Source organism: Leptospira paudalimensis, assembly GCF_026151345.1.
Classification (GTDB): domain Bacteria; phylum Spirochaetota; class Leptospiria; order Leptospirales; family Leptospiraceae; genus Leptospira_A; species Leptospira_A paudalimensis.
The window spans coordinates 366,619-381,212 of sequence record NZ_JAMQPR010000001.1 but is presented as its reverse complement, the minus strand read 5'-3'; the positions used below and the strand labels follow the sequence as shown (position 1 = coordinate 381,212).

At 38.3% G+C, this 14,594-nt stretch carries 13 protein-coding genes; 4 read left to right on the top strand and 9 right to left on the bottom strand.

Annotation, left to right across the window (positions count from 1 at the left end; genetic code table 11):
• Positions 1 to 4 precede the first annotated feature (4 nt).
• Complete coding sequence (locus tag ND855_RS01820; RefSeq protein WP_265356925.1) at positions 5 to 709, bottom strand: c-type cytochrome; 705 nt, start codon at positions 707 to 709, stop codon at positions 5 to 7.
• 289 nt (positions 710 to 998) lie between these two features.
• On the opposite strand from ND855_RS01820, the gene ND855_RS01815 reads away from it, so the two are divergent.
• Both ND855_RS01815 and ND855_RS01810 read left to right on the top strand, forming a co-directional pair.
• Positions 999 to 1,571, top strand: a complete 573-nt coding sequence (locus tag ND855_RS01815; protein WP_265356924.1) for a cytochrome c oxidase subunit 3 — start codon at positions 999 to 1,001, stop codon at positions 1,569 to 1,571.
• Positions 1,572 to 1,584: 13 nt separating this feature from the next.
• Positions 1,585 to 1,815 (top strand): prokaryotic cytochrome C oxidase subunit IV, encoded by a 231-nt coding sequence (locus tag ND855_RS01810; RefSeq protein ID WP_265356923.1) that lies wholly within the window; start codon positions 1,585 to 1,587, stop codon positions 1,813 to 1,815.
• Here the strand turns inward: ND855_RS01810 and mtnC are convergent.
• The 3 genes from mtnC to ND855_RS01795 are packed head-to-tail and all read right to left on the bottom strand — an operon-like array spanning position 1,812 to position 4,973.
• On the bottom strand, positions 1,812 to 2,555 hold the full coding sequence (mtnC, locus tag ND855_RS01805) for an acireductone synthase (RefSeq protein ID WP_265356922.1): 744 nt from the start codon (positions 2,553 to 2,555) through the stop codon (positions 1,812 to 1,814). The two genes, ND855_RS01810 and mtnC, sit on opposite strands and share 4 nt — an antisense overlap.
• 37 nt (positions 2,556 to 2,592) lie before the next feature.
• Complete coding sequence (locus tag ND855_RS01800) at positions 2,593 to 3,951, bottom strand: MFS transporter (protein ID WP_265356921.1); 1,359 nt, start codon at positions 3,949 to 3,951, stop codon at positions 2,593 to 2,595.
• Complete coding sequence (locus ND855_RS01795) at positions 3,948 to 4,973, bottom strand: hypothetical protein (protein WP_265356920.1); 1,026 nt, start codon at positions 4,971 to 4,973, stop codon at positions 3,948 to 3,950. The genes ND855_RS01800 and ND855_RS01795 overlap by 4 nt, the downstream gene beginning before the upstream one ends.
• A gap of 126 nt (positions 4,974 to 5,099) precedes the next feature.
• Here ND855_RS01795 and ND855_RS01790 point away from each other — a divergent pair, with 126 nt between their 5' ends.
• Positions 5,100 to 5,912 carry a WecB/TagA/CpsF family glycosyltransferase gene (locus tag ND855_RS01790; protein ID WP_108960765.1) on the top strand — a complete coding sequence of 271 codons (813 nt, stop codon included), beginning with the start codon at positions 5,100 to 5,102 and terminating at the stop codon, positions 5,910 to 5,912.
• A 3-nt stretch (positions 5,913 to 5,915) separates the two neighbouring features.
• Here the strand turns inward: ND855_RS01790 and ND855_RS01785 are convergent, their stop codons facing one another.
• Positions 5,916 to 9,584, bottom strand: a complete 3,669-nt coding sequence (locus ND855_RS01785) for a hypothetical protein (protein ID WP_265356919.1) — start codon at positions 9,582 to 9,584, stop codon at positions 5,916 to 5,918.
• A 155-nt stretch (positions 9,585 to 9,739) separates the two neighbouring features.
• On the opposite strand from ND855_RS01785, the gene ND855_RS01780 reads away from it, so the two are divergent.
• Positions 9,740 to 10,618 carry a glycogen-binding domain-containing protein gene (locus ND855_RS01780; RefSeq protein WP_100727374.1) on the top strand — a complete coding sequence of 293 codons (879 nt, stop codon included), beginning with the start codon at positions 9,740 to 9,742 and terminating at the stop codon, positions 10,616 to 10,618.
• 20 nt (positions 10,619 to 10,638) lie between these two features.
• Here the strand turns inward: ND855_RS01780 and ND855_RS01775 are convergent, their stop codons facing one another.
• The 4 genes from ND855_RS01775 to metK form a co-directional block, all read right to left on the bottom strand.
• Positions 10,639 to 12,024: a hypothetical protein gene (locus tag ND855_RS01775; RefSeq protein ID WP_265356918.1), complete on the bottom strand. Its 1,386-nt coding sequence runs from the start codon at positions 12,022 to 12,024 to the stop codon at positions 10,639 to 10,641.
• Positions 12,025 to 12,114: 90 nt separating this feature from the next.
• The gene (locus ND855_RS01770; RefSeq protein WP_108961024.1) at positions 12,115 to 12,441 is read right to left on the bottom strand and encodes an ATP-dependent Clp protease adaptor ClpS; all 327 of its coding nucleotides are present in this window, start codon (positions 12,439 to 12,441) and stop codon (positions 12,115 to 12,117) included.
• A 16-nt stretch (positions 12,442 to 12,457) separates the two neighbouring features.
• Positions 12,458 to 13,423: a transketolase family protein gene (locus tag ND855_RS01765; protein ID WP_265356917.1), complete on the bottom strand. Its 966-nt coding sequence runs from the start codon at positions 13,421 to 13,423 to the stop codon at positions 12,458 to 12,460.
• A gap of 2 nt (positions 13,424 to 13,425) precedes the next feature.
• The gene (gene metK / locus ND855_RS01760) at positions 13,426 to 14,592 is read right to left on the bottom strand and encodes a methionine adenosyltransferase (RefSeq protein ID WP_265356916.1); all 1,167 of its coding nucleotides are present in this window, start codon (positions 14,590 to 14,592) and stop codon (positions 13,426 to 13,428) included.
• Positions 14,593 to 14,594 lie beyond the last annotated feature (2 nt).

Here is a 14,594-nt window from a genome sequence, read left to right as displayed (position 1 = left end):
CTCCTTATTTTAATGCAGAAAGATAAGTCACTATATCTTTTCTTTCTGTATCACTTAACGGCAACTTTGGCATATTTGTTCCCGGTTTGATCACTTGTGGATCTATCAACCATCGGTTGAGATAATCGACATCAAACTTTGATCCTACATGATCAAGTGCAGGTCCAACATTTCCTCCCTTGCCACCTACTGCGTGACAGGCGACACATAATTGAGAAAACTTTTCTGGTTGAGAAACTTTCACAACATTGGCAGTTGTTTGTGGAGGTACGGCAGTGGAAATTGAACCAACTGGGATATTTGGTTTTGGTGGCCAACCATTGGCATCAATTTTACCAACCCAATCTAGGAATGCGATGACTTGTCCCTTTTCTTCTTTGGTAAAATTGTATTTCACCATCTTACGTTCACCAGGGAACATTGCTTGTGGATCATCTAAGAATACATCGATCCAACTAACTCCCCTTCTCTCGACCACTTTAGTCAAATCAGGGGCATAATATGCTCCCTCTCCAAGTAAGGTATGGCAACCCATACAATTGTTTTTTTCCCAAATCTCTTTCCCTTTTAGCACATCTTCTGTTAAGTTTTGCGCATTGGTACGGGTATCGTTTTGTCGCAAGGTATCGATTGTGAGGAACACAAAGATAGCACCGAACAAAAAAGTTCCACCCAGAAAGAATGCTCTTGCTTGCGATTTTGAAAGCATCCTTACCTCCTTTTTTCCATTTTACAAATGTAAGTGCAGATTGTACAAATTGCCTTGATTCTAATCAAGTTCTAAATAAAAATCCTGTGTTAACATATGCAAGATACCGAATGGAATTCATTTTGAATAAGAATTAGAATCATTTAAATAGTTAAAATGGTTAAATTGTGGCGCAAACCGGACAATTTGAACGTTTTCCCCAATTTTGGAACCTTTCGGATCCATTTTACATGTGATTTTAGTTGAATATTCGATTATTTTAAATTTCTATAGTACGTAAGGAGAATGCATGAACGAAACAACTACCGAGGAAAATGATTCAATTTGGTACCCTCCTGGAGGAATTCTCATTTGGCTCATCGTATTTGTGGAAGTAATCACCTTCTGTATGGGGATTGGATCCTTAGTATATGACAAAACTCAAAATCCAGATGGTTTCCAAACCATGCAAAAACTTTTGCACAGAGAATTTGCTTTCTGGAATACAATTTTCCTGTTAACGAGTGGATTTTTATTAGCCATAAGCGTTTATGCAAAAGAAAACAAAAAAGAGATTCAATTTTTCTATGGAATGTTAGGTGCAATTTTCTTCGGATTTGCTTTTTTATTCCTCAAAAGTCTCGAGTTTTACGACAAATGGACTTTTGGTTATACCTTAGATACAAGTGTATTTTTTAGTTACTACTGGTTACTCACAGGTTTTCATTACTTACATGTGGCCGTAGGAATCATCATCTTATCAATTGTTCTTCTCAACCGCAAAACCATCACCCTTGTGAATTTGGAAGCGGGAGGAATTTTTTGGCATATGTGTGATTTGATCTGGCTTATCCTATACCCAGCATTGTATTTGATCCAATAAGAAAGAAGGTTTTATGTTACGCATTGTAATTACTTATATGATTTTACTCACAATCGTATATCTGTCGTTTTACGGGATGGGATCGTTTGTACCAGGTAATTGGAATTTGATACTGATGAGTGCACTCAAATTCCTTTTGATATCCTATGTATTTATGAATTTAGTACGAGCCCATTTTTTTTGGAAGTTGATTTTCTCAACTTTGATTTTTGTGTATTCGTTTGGGATCTGGTATTTCACTTAAAAATGATCCCAAATGGGAAACGAATGTGGTTTTTGAGGCAAATTTCCTGGTCGATTCAAAATGACCACTTGCATCCCTGCTTCACTTGCCGCATCCGCTTCTTCCACAATGTCTGTAAAAAAACGTATTTCACTGGGTAACGCAGAAAGTGTCTTGGCAATTCTTAAATAACTTTCTTTTTCCCGTTTTCCACCTACAGCTGTATCAAAATAAGAAGTAAAACACTCACGCATATCACCTAACACCGAATATTGGTAAATTAAAACTTGCGCTTCCACAGATCCAGAAGAATACACATGGTTTTGTTTTCCTTCTTGGATGGATTGTTTTAAAAATTTGGGAACATCCTCATAGACTGTACTTTTGATTTCTCCAGACTCATATCCCTCTTTCCAAATTTTTCCTTGTACTTCTTTTAAAGGACCAAATTTACGATCTTTCTCAATGAGATATTCAAAATAGGAAGGGACTAGATCTTTCGAAAGTTGCTTTGTGTTTTCATTTGGAAAATTTTGCGAACGAGATGGGTCCATTGAGAGTTTTTGTACGAACAATGGATCGTTTGCAGATAAATCTTTCTCGTATTCTGCGAGAATTTCCTTCCATTTCTCTTCTGAAAACTGATAGGTCTTTAAAAATGAATGGATGTGTTTTTTTGCATAAGGAAACAGAATCTCATGTACAAAGGCAATTGGTGCCGTTGTCCCTTCGATATCAAGTAAGTTATGTTTGATTTGCATTGTATCTATTTGTTTTCAATTTATGAATGAATCCATATTAGGAAACATTCTGTTTCATTAACAAATGCATTATTTTTTCATCTTTTTCATAATTGAATAAAACTAAAAACCAAGCTAAGGCACATGGAATCCAAAATAAAATTGAGATGGAAAGAGCAAGTCCCCTATCAGGTGTGAGCCCAAGAATCACAGCTGACATTACAGGTCCGAGACCTTTTCCTAAATCATCCGTTAGGTTGTAGATAGAAAAGATTGCACTTCTCGATTTTGGTTCATTTACGTTGAGTAATACAGCTCTAACATTTGGGCCAGTGACAGAGATCATAATTCCTGTTAATACATTGAGACCAATAAAGAGACCCATATGAGGAACAATATCAAACGAGTAAAGCAAAAGAATAGCAGGAAATACTCCAAAGAATGTAGTTCCCATACATAATAATGGTTGGTATGTTTTTTTGATATTGTACAAAAATTGTCCAAGCACTCCACCAAAAAAAGTTCCAATAAAAATTCCAATCGCAGCAAACGTAATCATACCAGCGGAAACTTCTTTTGTTAGGTGATATGTGTGTTCATAATAATCTGCTAAATAAACAAAAAATACACCCCAAGGAATACAGCCAGGAAGTCCTTGTAAAAAAGCACCAAGATTGGTTTTGTTTTCGAAAAGTAACTTAAAGTCTTTCAGCGTGATTTTATGAGAAAGTTCATCGGCTCCCACTTCTTCTGCTCCACCTCGTTTAGGTTCTTTACAGAAAAATAAATAAACAGCGACGAAGAAAAAGGAAGGTGCAGACATGTAAATAAAAGATGTTCTCCATCCATTGATGGGATCAGCTCCACCCAAAATTCCACCTAACAGCTGCCCTACTCCAACACCAAGACCCATAGCCAAAGACACATAGCCAGTAGCAATGGCACGAGATTGGCTAGAGAAATAATCTCCAATCAAACTAAAAAGTAATGGGAAAATTCCACCGAGTCCAAATCCACATAAGGTCCTTAAAATCAAAAACTGATCGAAGTTCTGTGCATAGGCAGTCAATAAACAAGGAATTTCACCTAACAAAACTGTTGCGATCAGTAAATTTTTTCGTGAAAATGCTTGGGAAAGATACCCCATTGACAGTGACACGAGTCCACCCAAGATAAAAAACAAAACAGGAATGATCCCACCAAATTTCCAATCCACTTCATTTGGATCTGTAATCCCTAAGGAAGCTCCAATGTTTTTCATATTGGGAGCAATTAAGTTTTGATCGCCAAACAGAAAGAAGGCCATGCCTAAAATCATCCAGAAGGCTAAAATCCCTCTTGGGCCATGGTTCACAAGTTCTGCAAGACCAAAAAACCGAAGATAGGTGGTTTCTTGTTTTGATTTTTTTTGGTTCATAAATTGGTTTTCCTTTCTGATTGTTTGCGATAGACAAAAATAAAAGACAGTGTAAATAAAAGTCCTAAGAATCCAATGATCGCAAAGGTAGATAAATCCCAACTCGTTAGGATAGATCCATTCCAAATTTCTGGGTTAGGAGAATTTGCCATTGTTGGAAGTGCCTTTCCTCCAACAAAACGAAATTCAACCTTTGCACCAAATTCGAGTGCATTTAATACATAAGCACTGAGACCTTTTGGAACATCTTTATCTAATTTCACCACAGGTGTTTTTTCACCTGTTTCCACTACCATATCTTGTGGTTTCACAAAGATAGGGTATTTACCGTTTTCTGATTCAATTAACATTCGTTCGCTGAATGAATCTTCAGAGTTTGGGATCAAATAAGAAACTTGTAATTCGGAACTTCCAGGTAAAACAGCCCGGTCCAAAATTCGTCCGCCATTTGGACCATCGGGTACACCCAGTGGAATCGCCATTTTACTACCTGGTTGTTGGAGTTGTGCCATAATCTCCGTTGCTTCTTTCGCAACCGAATATTCCAATGCACCTGACTTTGGATCATATGATTTTGGTGGATTACTGACATTATCGATGAGGAACAATTTAAAAATACGTAGTCCCTTTTTTTCTCGCATAACTTGCATTAAGCTTTTAATAGCCACTTGTTTTCGGTCTGCCCCTGAATCATATACGGTTATTTCTTGAGGAGAAGTACGAAACTTAGTTGTTGGCGGAATCATTTTATTATAATTTGCGCCTTGGTATTGGACTTGTAAAAGGATGGGTGCGCCTTCCGGTAAATCCATTTCTGGGAATCGAAATTTTCCAGACTGTGGGCCAATTTCTCCGAGTGGAACCATTGCCCCTTGTAAAGCCATCATCCGAATGGAATCAGCCTTTCCGAATCCTCTTGTGGTACCATTTTGAATGGTTCCAAAGATGGAAATTTTTTCCGCATAACTTGCGCTTGAGAGAAGAAAGAGGACTAAATAGAGAATACGATTGCTACGAAACATTTTGATACTTTTTCTCGTTCTTTCGGTTCCAATCCAAGTGAAAAAACGAAAGTTTTTAAAAATTTAGAGGCGACAAGAGAGGGTACTGGACATAATGCTTTAGATAGGAAAGGAAAACCCGGCTACATGAAGCAATTGAGCGAAATCGTTCACAATTCCTCAAAAGACGAGAGAGATATACTACTAGAATACCAAAATATCGATGTTTCCAAGTTAGAAACATTGAATGTTTTAGGAATTCCAATAGACAATGTCACAACAGATGAAGCGATTGCGAAACTTTTCCGCGTGCTTGAGAAAAAAGAAGGCATGCACCATGTTTTATTCTTAGATCCGATCAAACTCATGAGGATGCGTCCTAAAAAATCGCTCCACCGTATCGCCGAAAAAGCGGGTACCATCTTAGTTGAAGGTGCTGGCATTGGTTGGATGACAAAAGGACGATTAAAAGAAAGAGTCACACCAATTGCAGTGATGATGGATCTCATCCGACTTGCAGAACTCAAAGAATTTACCGCGTTTATCTTTGGCGCAAAAGATGAAATCGTAGAACGTATTTATTTTAATCTCACAAGGCACTTTCCGAAAGTTCGTATTGTTGGTAGGCACGCAGGCCATTTAGATCGCCAACGTGAAATGCGAGTGAAGGAAGCCATTCGTAAAACAGGACCTGATATTATATTCCTTGCCATGGACTTCCCTGAACAAGAAATTTGGATCGAAAACAACACAGGTTATTTTGGTAAAGCTGTTGTGATTGGTGTAGGTGGCGCCTTAGATATGTTATCTGGTGCTGACAAAAAAGCCCCTGAATGGTTCAAAGAACGTGGTCTAATCTGGTTATGGAGAATTATCGCAAGACCATACCGAATCCGACGTATGTGGGAAACGTTTTACTTTCTATTACTTGGAATTCGCGAACGTTTTCGCAAACAATAAAGTTTATTTTTTAATCTGAGCCAATCGATCCAGTGTAGGAGCTAACCAGTCTTCTAACAATGGTTCTCTATCTAGTTTGGCTCTAGCAAAAACCAAATCCTTATTTGAGTTGGCAATTTCACTTACGGAACCAATTTTACGCGCTGTTTCCATTGCTTTCCAATAGTATTTGAGTGCATTGATGGTATCTTGTTTTTTCTCATACACTGCACCTATATTATTGTAAAGTGCCGTTAAAGTCTCATACACTTCTCTATGATCAGAGTTTTCAGTGTCAATTCGACCAAGGCTTTGTTCCTTCAGCTCAAAATCATCCTTTAACTTCAGATAGTTGCCAAGTGCTGCATTGTATTGTCTTGTATAATAAAATGCATTTCCTTTCCCAAAGAGTAAGGTTGGGTTATTGTATATATCTTCTTCAGGGAGTTCTGCCCAAAAATCTAAACTTTGTGCAAAGTCACCATGGTTATAATCAATCCAACCTAAATAATAATAACATTCTCTAACAATCTTTGGATCTTTGGAAATATCACGGTCAAGAGCTGCGAGAAATGATTCACGTGCCATAAAAAGACCATTTCGTCTCTCTTTTTCTTCATAGGAAAGAGTTCCAATACTTCGTTCTGGATAGATTTTTTTGCCAGGGAACTCTCGTATATTGTCTGTTACGTTTATCCCAGCTGCTTCCAAAAATTGAATTTTACCTAAGTTAAACGAAATCCTTCCAGGACTTCCTTCAAGTAAGGTTTCATCTTCGTCCCTTTCTCCTAATCGATCACGATAGTTTTGGTATCGATCATCGGCTTCTTTTAAAAGTTTAACAGCTTCATCATAATCTTCTGTTTGGATATAATATTCAGCCATCAGTAAAACTGCTAAATAATGTCTAATATCATAAGTTGATGCTAGTTCTAATTGTTTTAGAGCACGAGCCGCTTCTTCTTTTTTGAAATAAAAACGTGCTCTTTGGTAATAACCTTCCGCAAATTTTGAACCACCATCTTTGCCATAAGCAATGTTTAGCAGGTATTCTACGTTATCATCAATCTCCATGCCTGTGACTTGGTCTTCAGGATTGATGTTGTATTTGATTCTTACTTCTTCAGAATCTAAATCAATATAAAAGGAAGCAAGTTTTGCCAAAACAAAAAGTGAAAGTTCGTCTTCAATGTTTAGAGCATTACGAACTTGTCTATGGTGGTTTAAAACATATTGTGGATTTTTATCACGTTTCCACATTTCAATATATGTAGATAAAATTCCACCGTGTCCAATTGGATTTTTTGGATACTTTTCAATGATATCGTTATAGTATTTAACAGCTGTTCCAAACTCTTGTTTGTTATAGAAAATTTTTGCAATACCAGCAATGGCATCAACATTATCAGGATCTCCACCATCGGTGAACACTCGTTTGAAGTATTCGATTGCAAGTTGATCATTTTTATATTTTTTGCGATTACTTCCAGGTGGAACTTCGATAAAGTCTTTTCTGTGAAAGGAATGAAAGGTTCCTAGTGCAATATAAGTATCAATATCATGCACATTGTATTTGAGGCGTGATGCAATGTAAGCACCGGCCTTTAATACCTTTCTTGGTACTTTATCTTGAGAGGTTAAATAAAATGCAAGTTCAGGGAGAGGTCTTCTACCAGCAGTTTCGACACCTGCGTCATTCCATTCCGTTTTTTTCGCAAAACTGATGTTTGGAACTTCTTTACGATTTTCCCAAGCACGTTTGTGTTCCTTGTCTTCTGGTTCATAACCAAAATCTGGTTCTACCTTCCCAAAACATTTTTCAAACGCTCTTTCATACAAACCTGCTTTGGTATAAGCAGTACAATATTTATTCAAAAACTCTAAGTTATGTGGGAAAATCTCTTCCCCTTTGATAAAATAATTCTCAGCATCAGCGAGTAATTTTTTCTTTTCTAGAGCATCAGTTTCATAACTGTATTCTTCTATTTTTTCAAGTCCAAGTGCATACTGCGCTTTCGCACGGTAAGGAACGATTACATACTTCCATAAAGTAATAATTCCAAATACTAAAAAGATAGCTGCTGCAGAAGATAAAATTGTCCTTCTGATTAACTCACGTTTGCGAGCTGCACCTTCTTTAGTATATGCATCTTTACTGGCAATGATGGGAACTCCATCTGCCGCAAATTTTCCACTCGAATCACTGAGTTCTACACGTTCACCTAGTAGGCCACTTAAGAAACTAGCAATGTCTTCCGGTTTTTGTTGGGCTTTGATGAGCTCAATGATTTCTTTTTGGTTCCGAACAGGGATACGTTGGTTAACAATCGCATCAATAACGGTTCGTCTTAATTTTGGAGGATAACGAAGTAACTCAGATTGAATGACGGCAAGTTCTTCATCCGTTAAACTGGATTCAAGAGATTCTTCAGGTTCTTCCTCTTTGCCAAGAGACATGAGGTCTTCTTCAAATCCACCAGGACCTTCATCATTTCCACCAAAGTCGTCCATGGCGGAAACTGGCATATCATCAATGGAAGGTGCTAGGTCATCAAATGAAGGAGCAGCTAAATCATCATCAAGACTTGGTGGTTCCATCCCCACACCCAAGTCACCGAATGGATCATCAAATCCACCACCAATATCTGCAGGTTCTGATTCTCTTGCAGACGTGGATGGAGTATCCATACTTCCAAAAGGATCATCTTCAAAACTTGTTCCCGCGTCAGTTGCGGCAGGAGTGGATCCCATATCGGCAAATGGATCATCACCAAATGAAGGTTCGCTGGATGTAGCAGGTGTTGACAAATCTCCAAACGGATCATCACCTGTAGGAGCATCAGTGGAAGGAGAATCTAAACTACTAAAAGGATCATCACCAAAACCAGCACCCGCATCTGAATCGGATGGAGTGGATCCCATATCAGCAAATGGATCATCTCCCGAAGGAGTTTCGCCACCAGATCCAAAATCAAAATCATCACTTGTACCTTTTGGTTCATCAGAACCAGAATCAAAGCCAGCAAACAGGTCTTCGTCGGTTGTTTTTGGAATTGAATCGTCGTCGCCCCCTAAATTGGCAAAGGGATCATCCCCAATTTCAGGCGCTTTTGTATCTTCAATGGGTGCTTCATCAATCGCATCTAAATTGGCAAAAGGATCATCGGCACCTGCCCCGGAGTCACTCGGAGAATCGAGGTTTGCAAATGGATCGGCTTCGTCACCGGCAGGTGTTGAAAATGGATCCTCATTCCCAGACAACTCATCTGAGGGAGAATCCATGCCTAAATCATCAAAATCAGTAGTAGGAGGAGTTGTTTCTTGGGGTTTAGGACTATCTTCGCCTAATAATTCATCTAAATCGATCCCATCGTCTTCTTCAGGTTGGGAACTGGACAGTTTGGGCGGACCAAAATCGTCATCATCATCGAGGCCAGAAAAAGGGTCTGAGTTGTCACCTGAGCTCGTATCATCCCCACCAAAATCGTCTGGCAGAGCATCATTTGATTCTTCGTCAGTAGGTTCTGGCTCTTCGTTGCCAGAAAAGGGATTTGTATACCCTAGTTTCTCACGTAAGACCTTTGCCATCGGGTTGAGCTCTTCCGAAGACATAGGGTTCTTATTGAGAGCCGAAAACATCGTCTCGATTTGTGTAATTTCTTCCGGACTCAATTTGTCTATCGGCTCAGCCATGCGAAGGTCTATTCCTAATGAATTATCGGCCCCTTCTTAAAATGACAGAATATTTTTTTTATTATGTCAGATGATTCTTCAATCAAAAAACCTTTCACGCTCTTTTTTCAATCCTGCCGAAAATAAAGACAAAGGACACAAGAGACAACTGCATTATGTTGAAATCCAAATTCATCCGAATTGCCCTCATTTTACTCTTTTTGACAGGTATTGGAATTTTTGCCGACGATGGCATGGATTGGATCGGAAGTTTTTCTTCCGGAGAACTCGAAATGTCAGATGAAACCGAAGACCAAGACACTGTTTATTACCTATGGCAATTGGAAAGTCTGAAGAAAAACATCGCACCACGTTACATTCGTTATCTTGATGTCGAATCCTATGTTTCGAGTGGGAACCTTCTCCACCGAGGGATTCTTTTCACTTATAATGGCCTTAGAGATGAATCTGTGGAAATCTGCGGTAGTTTTAACAATTGGGAATGTGCTGAAATGAAACGAAACCAATATGGAATTTATTACACAGTCATCGAACCAAACCAAATCAAAGACAGTTATGAAGAAGACCCTGTTTATGAGTATAAATTTCGAGTGAATGGCCTGCTCACCTACGATCCAGAAAACTTCGATAAGGTGGAAGATGGATCTGGGTCTTATTATTCACGTTTTGTTTTGGATTCTAAAGACACAGATCGCCAAACAAAAACGATGGTATTGGAAGATTCCGCAAACGAAGAACGTGACTTACGTACAGTCAAATTTCAAATTTATTTACCAAATGCAGAAGTGGTTCGGGTAGTAGGAAATTTTAATGATTGGAACCCTGAACATGATTTTTTGAAAAAAGATCGTAAAGGGGTTTTTACATTAGAGAAAAAATTACTCCCTGGTGAGTACCACTACCAATTCATCGTAGACGGTGAAACTATGTTAGATACTTACAATCCGACTACGAATATTAAAATCGATACAAATGAATCTGTTTCGTCTCTTTTGGTTCCTGAGCGCAACTACGCATTAGAAAGAAAGATGTAAAACTTAAAAGTTTTTTAGTCCTATTTCCATGATTCTTTTTTGATTTCAATTTTGGGAAACCATATTGGATTCACTGGGATCGAAACATCAGTTTTGTTTTTAACCATATCCGCATACTGATCCCACTTTAAATCTTCGTATGGTTTGATGAAAATTGAATTTCGAATTACAAAAAGGAATACAACAACCACGAGAATTGGTAAATGAACAGTTGTCTGAATTTTATTTTTTTCGAATAACAATACAAAGGTCAAAATACAGAACATAAAATATGGCACTAAACCATACCGATTGATCATCAGATTAATGACATTTAGAAAATAAAATGATTCCTTTGCCCCATTTACGAGTGTCGTATAAGTGGCCTGCTCTGCGTTTAATGACAAACCACCCCGAAGTAACACTGGAATCAAAACGGTTATCAAAAAACTGCCCAACAAAATCGAAGTTTGAACACCTTGCATTTTGAATTTTTTGCAATAAAAGTAGAGTAAAACTAGTTCGAGTATCCAGAAATACTTATGATATGTTATGAATTCTACTGAATTCGTGTTCATGAAGTATGTTGCGACAATCAATCGAATTAATTTTTCGATATGGATTAGGTTTAAGAAATAGTTCCAATCAATGCCAACCACTGAATCCCTGGAACCCAAATAAAACATCAAAATTCCGTATCCCAATCCAATCACAAACAAAACTAGATATACCCAACGTTTTCGATCAAATTTGCAAAGGAATGGACGAATTAAAAATAGAGGAGCATAACAGATAGCCAATGGAGCAGAAAAAATCCCCAACAATACATATACTGTGATCAATAGATAACTGAATCCATTTAGTTCACCACCAATGATAGCCAAAAGAAAAACCCCTAAAGATAGGAAAAAATGCACATTGGTGATATTGTTAAATGATTCAATTCCAACTGGTGAACAACAAAGTAAAACAATCACAATTGTTCTTAAAAAATCACTTCTCAAGATATAACGAAACTTTGTGAGAGAAAAAATAGAAACAGAAATCGCTGAAATCAAAATTGCAGAGAGGTTAAACACCAAAGGTATCAATGCATAGGGAAACAAATTCGCAAAAAATGCAATGAATCTAGGTACTAAGTGGATGTATCCCGCATACAGAAAAAAGATAGTATCAGGGAATCCGGTAACCCATTCATCTCGGAGAAAGATTTGTCCATCTTCAGCCCATAACTGAGCATTTAAAATTGAATCCGGTTTTCTCAAAATGAGGATCACAAACGATAATAGTAAATTAGAAAAAAATAATATGAAATTATGGTACTTTGTGGTTGTACCTGAAGTAGTAAAATCTTCTTTAAAATTATGAAATAAACTGGCGAACAATTCGATCAGTTTCAACTTCATATCATCTATGATTCGTTTCATTTTTGTATATGATTCATTCATTCGAAATTGATCAAAAAAGTAGATTTCTTTCTAAATTGAGTTCATGGAACCAAAATGACGATCATTATTTTATTGTTCTAAAGTTGCGGTCATAGACCCTTTGGAGGAACTCATACGAGGGTCAGGACCATACTCCAAAATCCGCTCATGAACAAACTCTGCGTGTTCTAGTTCTCCAGAAAAGACGATGGTTTTTTTACGGGTATCCACCTCCACTGCATGTTGGAAGGCTTTTTCCCAAGTCATTTGACAAACATCCATGAGCATCTCGATGACATACTCATAGGTGTGGTGGTCGTCATCCCACAAAACGACCTTCCATGGGCCGTCATTTTTGGTTGGTTTGATTTCGGTTTCTTCTAAAATAGAAGGTTGGGATGCTCCGGAACCGGTCATGACCGAAGCTTTTCCCTTATTTTTTCTTTTTGGAAATGGCAAGTTCCGCGTGGGAAACTACATCTTTGGCTCGAAGGCCAAAATAATCAAGAAGCCCACTCCAAGTACCTGATTTTCCAAAACTATCCTTCATTCCCACTTTGATGACGGGAACAGGGTATTCTTCTGATAAAAGTTCAGATACAGCAGAACCAAGTCCGCCAATGACATTGTGTTCTTCACATGTTACTACCGTACCGCATTCTTTTGCTTTTGCAATGATGGTCTCTTTGTCTAAAGGTTTGATTGTTGCCATATTAAGGAGAGTTGCATGGATTCCTTTTTCTTTGAGGAGTCCCACTGCGGTCATGGCTTCGTTTACCATCACTCCGTTAGCAATGATACAAACATCCTTACCTTCCGACATCACTTCAGCTTTTCCAATTTGGAATTTGTAGTTTTCACGTTCGATGACTGGAATGGCAGGTCTTCCCACTCTTACATAAACAGGTCCTTTGTAATCAGCAATTGCATGAATCACTTGTTTGGTTTCATTAAAGTCTGAAGGACAAATGACAGTCATTTCTGGAATGACACGCATAATGGCAAAATCTTCAATACATTGATGAGAAGCACCATCTTCTCCAACAGTGATACCACCGTGAGAAGCTACAAGCTTTACGTTTAACTTTGGATAAACGACACTATTCCTTACGACTTCCCAGGCACGACCCGATAAAAACATAGCAAAACTTGAAGCAAATGGAACAAATCCAGAAAGAGCTAAACCTGCCGCATGACCAACTAAGTTTTGTTCCGCGACACCGACGTTAAAAAATCTTTCAGGATACTTCTTTTTGAAGTCAGCAGTTTTAGTGGAACCAGATAGGTCCGCATCTAAAACGACTACATCTTGTCTTGATGCACCTAACTCAACTAAGGCTTCGCCGTATGCATCTCTTGTTGCTTTTTTGTCCGCGGTTGATTGGCTAGGTGCTCCCATGATTATCCTTTTTTTAACGCTTCTGCTTTGTCAGTTTTTTCCCAAGTAAATGTGCTTCCAGTTCTACCAAAATGGCCGTAAGCAGCAGTTTCTTGGTATTTTCTTCCTTTTCCAAGGAGATCCAAACTTTCTACAATTCCTTTTGGAGTGAGTTTGAAGTTTGCTAGTACTCGTTTTGCAATTTCTTCATCAGAAATAGTTCCTGTTCCAAAAGTATCCACAAGAACTGATACAGGTTGTGCGACACCAATTGCGTATGCTAATTGAACTTCACATTTGTGGGCAAGGCCAGCTGCAACAACGTTTTTCGCAATGTAACGACCCATATAAGCTGCAGAACGGTCAACTTTTGATGGATCTTTTCCAGAGAATGCACCACCACCATGGCGACCCATTCCACCGTAAGTATCAACGATGATTTTACGTCCTGTTAGACCAGTATCACCATGAGGACCACCAATCTCAAATTTTCCAGTAGGGTTAATGAAGTAACGAGTGTTAGTTAACAATTCCTTTGGAATCATTTTTTTGATACACTCTTCGATAACCGCTTCTTCAATTTGTTTATGAGTCACACCTGGTTTGTGTTGTGTGGAAATTACAACTGTATCAACACGTTTTGGTTTTCCATCTTCGTATTGAATCGTAACTTGTGATTTTGCATCAGGTCGTAACCATTCAATTTTGTTCGTATGGCGAAGTTCGGATAGATGTTCTAGGAGTTTGTGTGAGTAATAAAGAGGAGCTGGCATTAACTCTGGAGTTTCTGCAATTGCAAATCCAAACATCAATCCTTGGTCACCAGCACCTTGTTCCGTGTGAAGACCTTCTCCTTCGTTTACCCCTTGGGCAATGTCTGGAGATTGTGCATGCACGTGGGAAGCAACCACAGCAAAATCAGCATCAAAGTACATATTGATGTCGTTGTATCCAATTTTGCGAATCACATCGCGTGCAATTTCTTGTGTGTCTACTTTTCCCTTACTCGTGATTTCGCCAGCAATAACGACAAGATTTGTCGTAACAAGGGTTTCACAAGCAACACGGGACTTTGGATCTTGGGCTAAATACGCATCTAGAATGGCATCAGAAATTTGGTCACAGACTTTGTCCGGGTGTCCTTCAGATACGGACTCGGAAGTGAAGATATAGTTTTTAAGAGAGGACATTT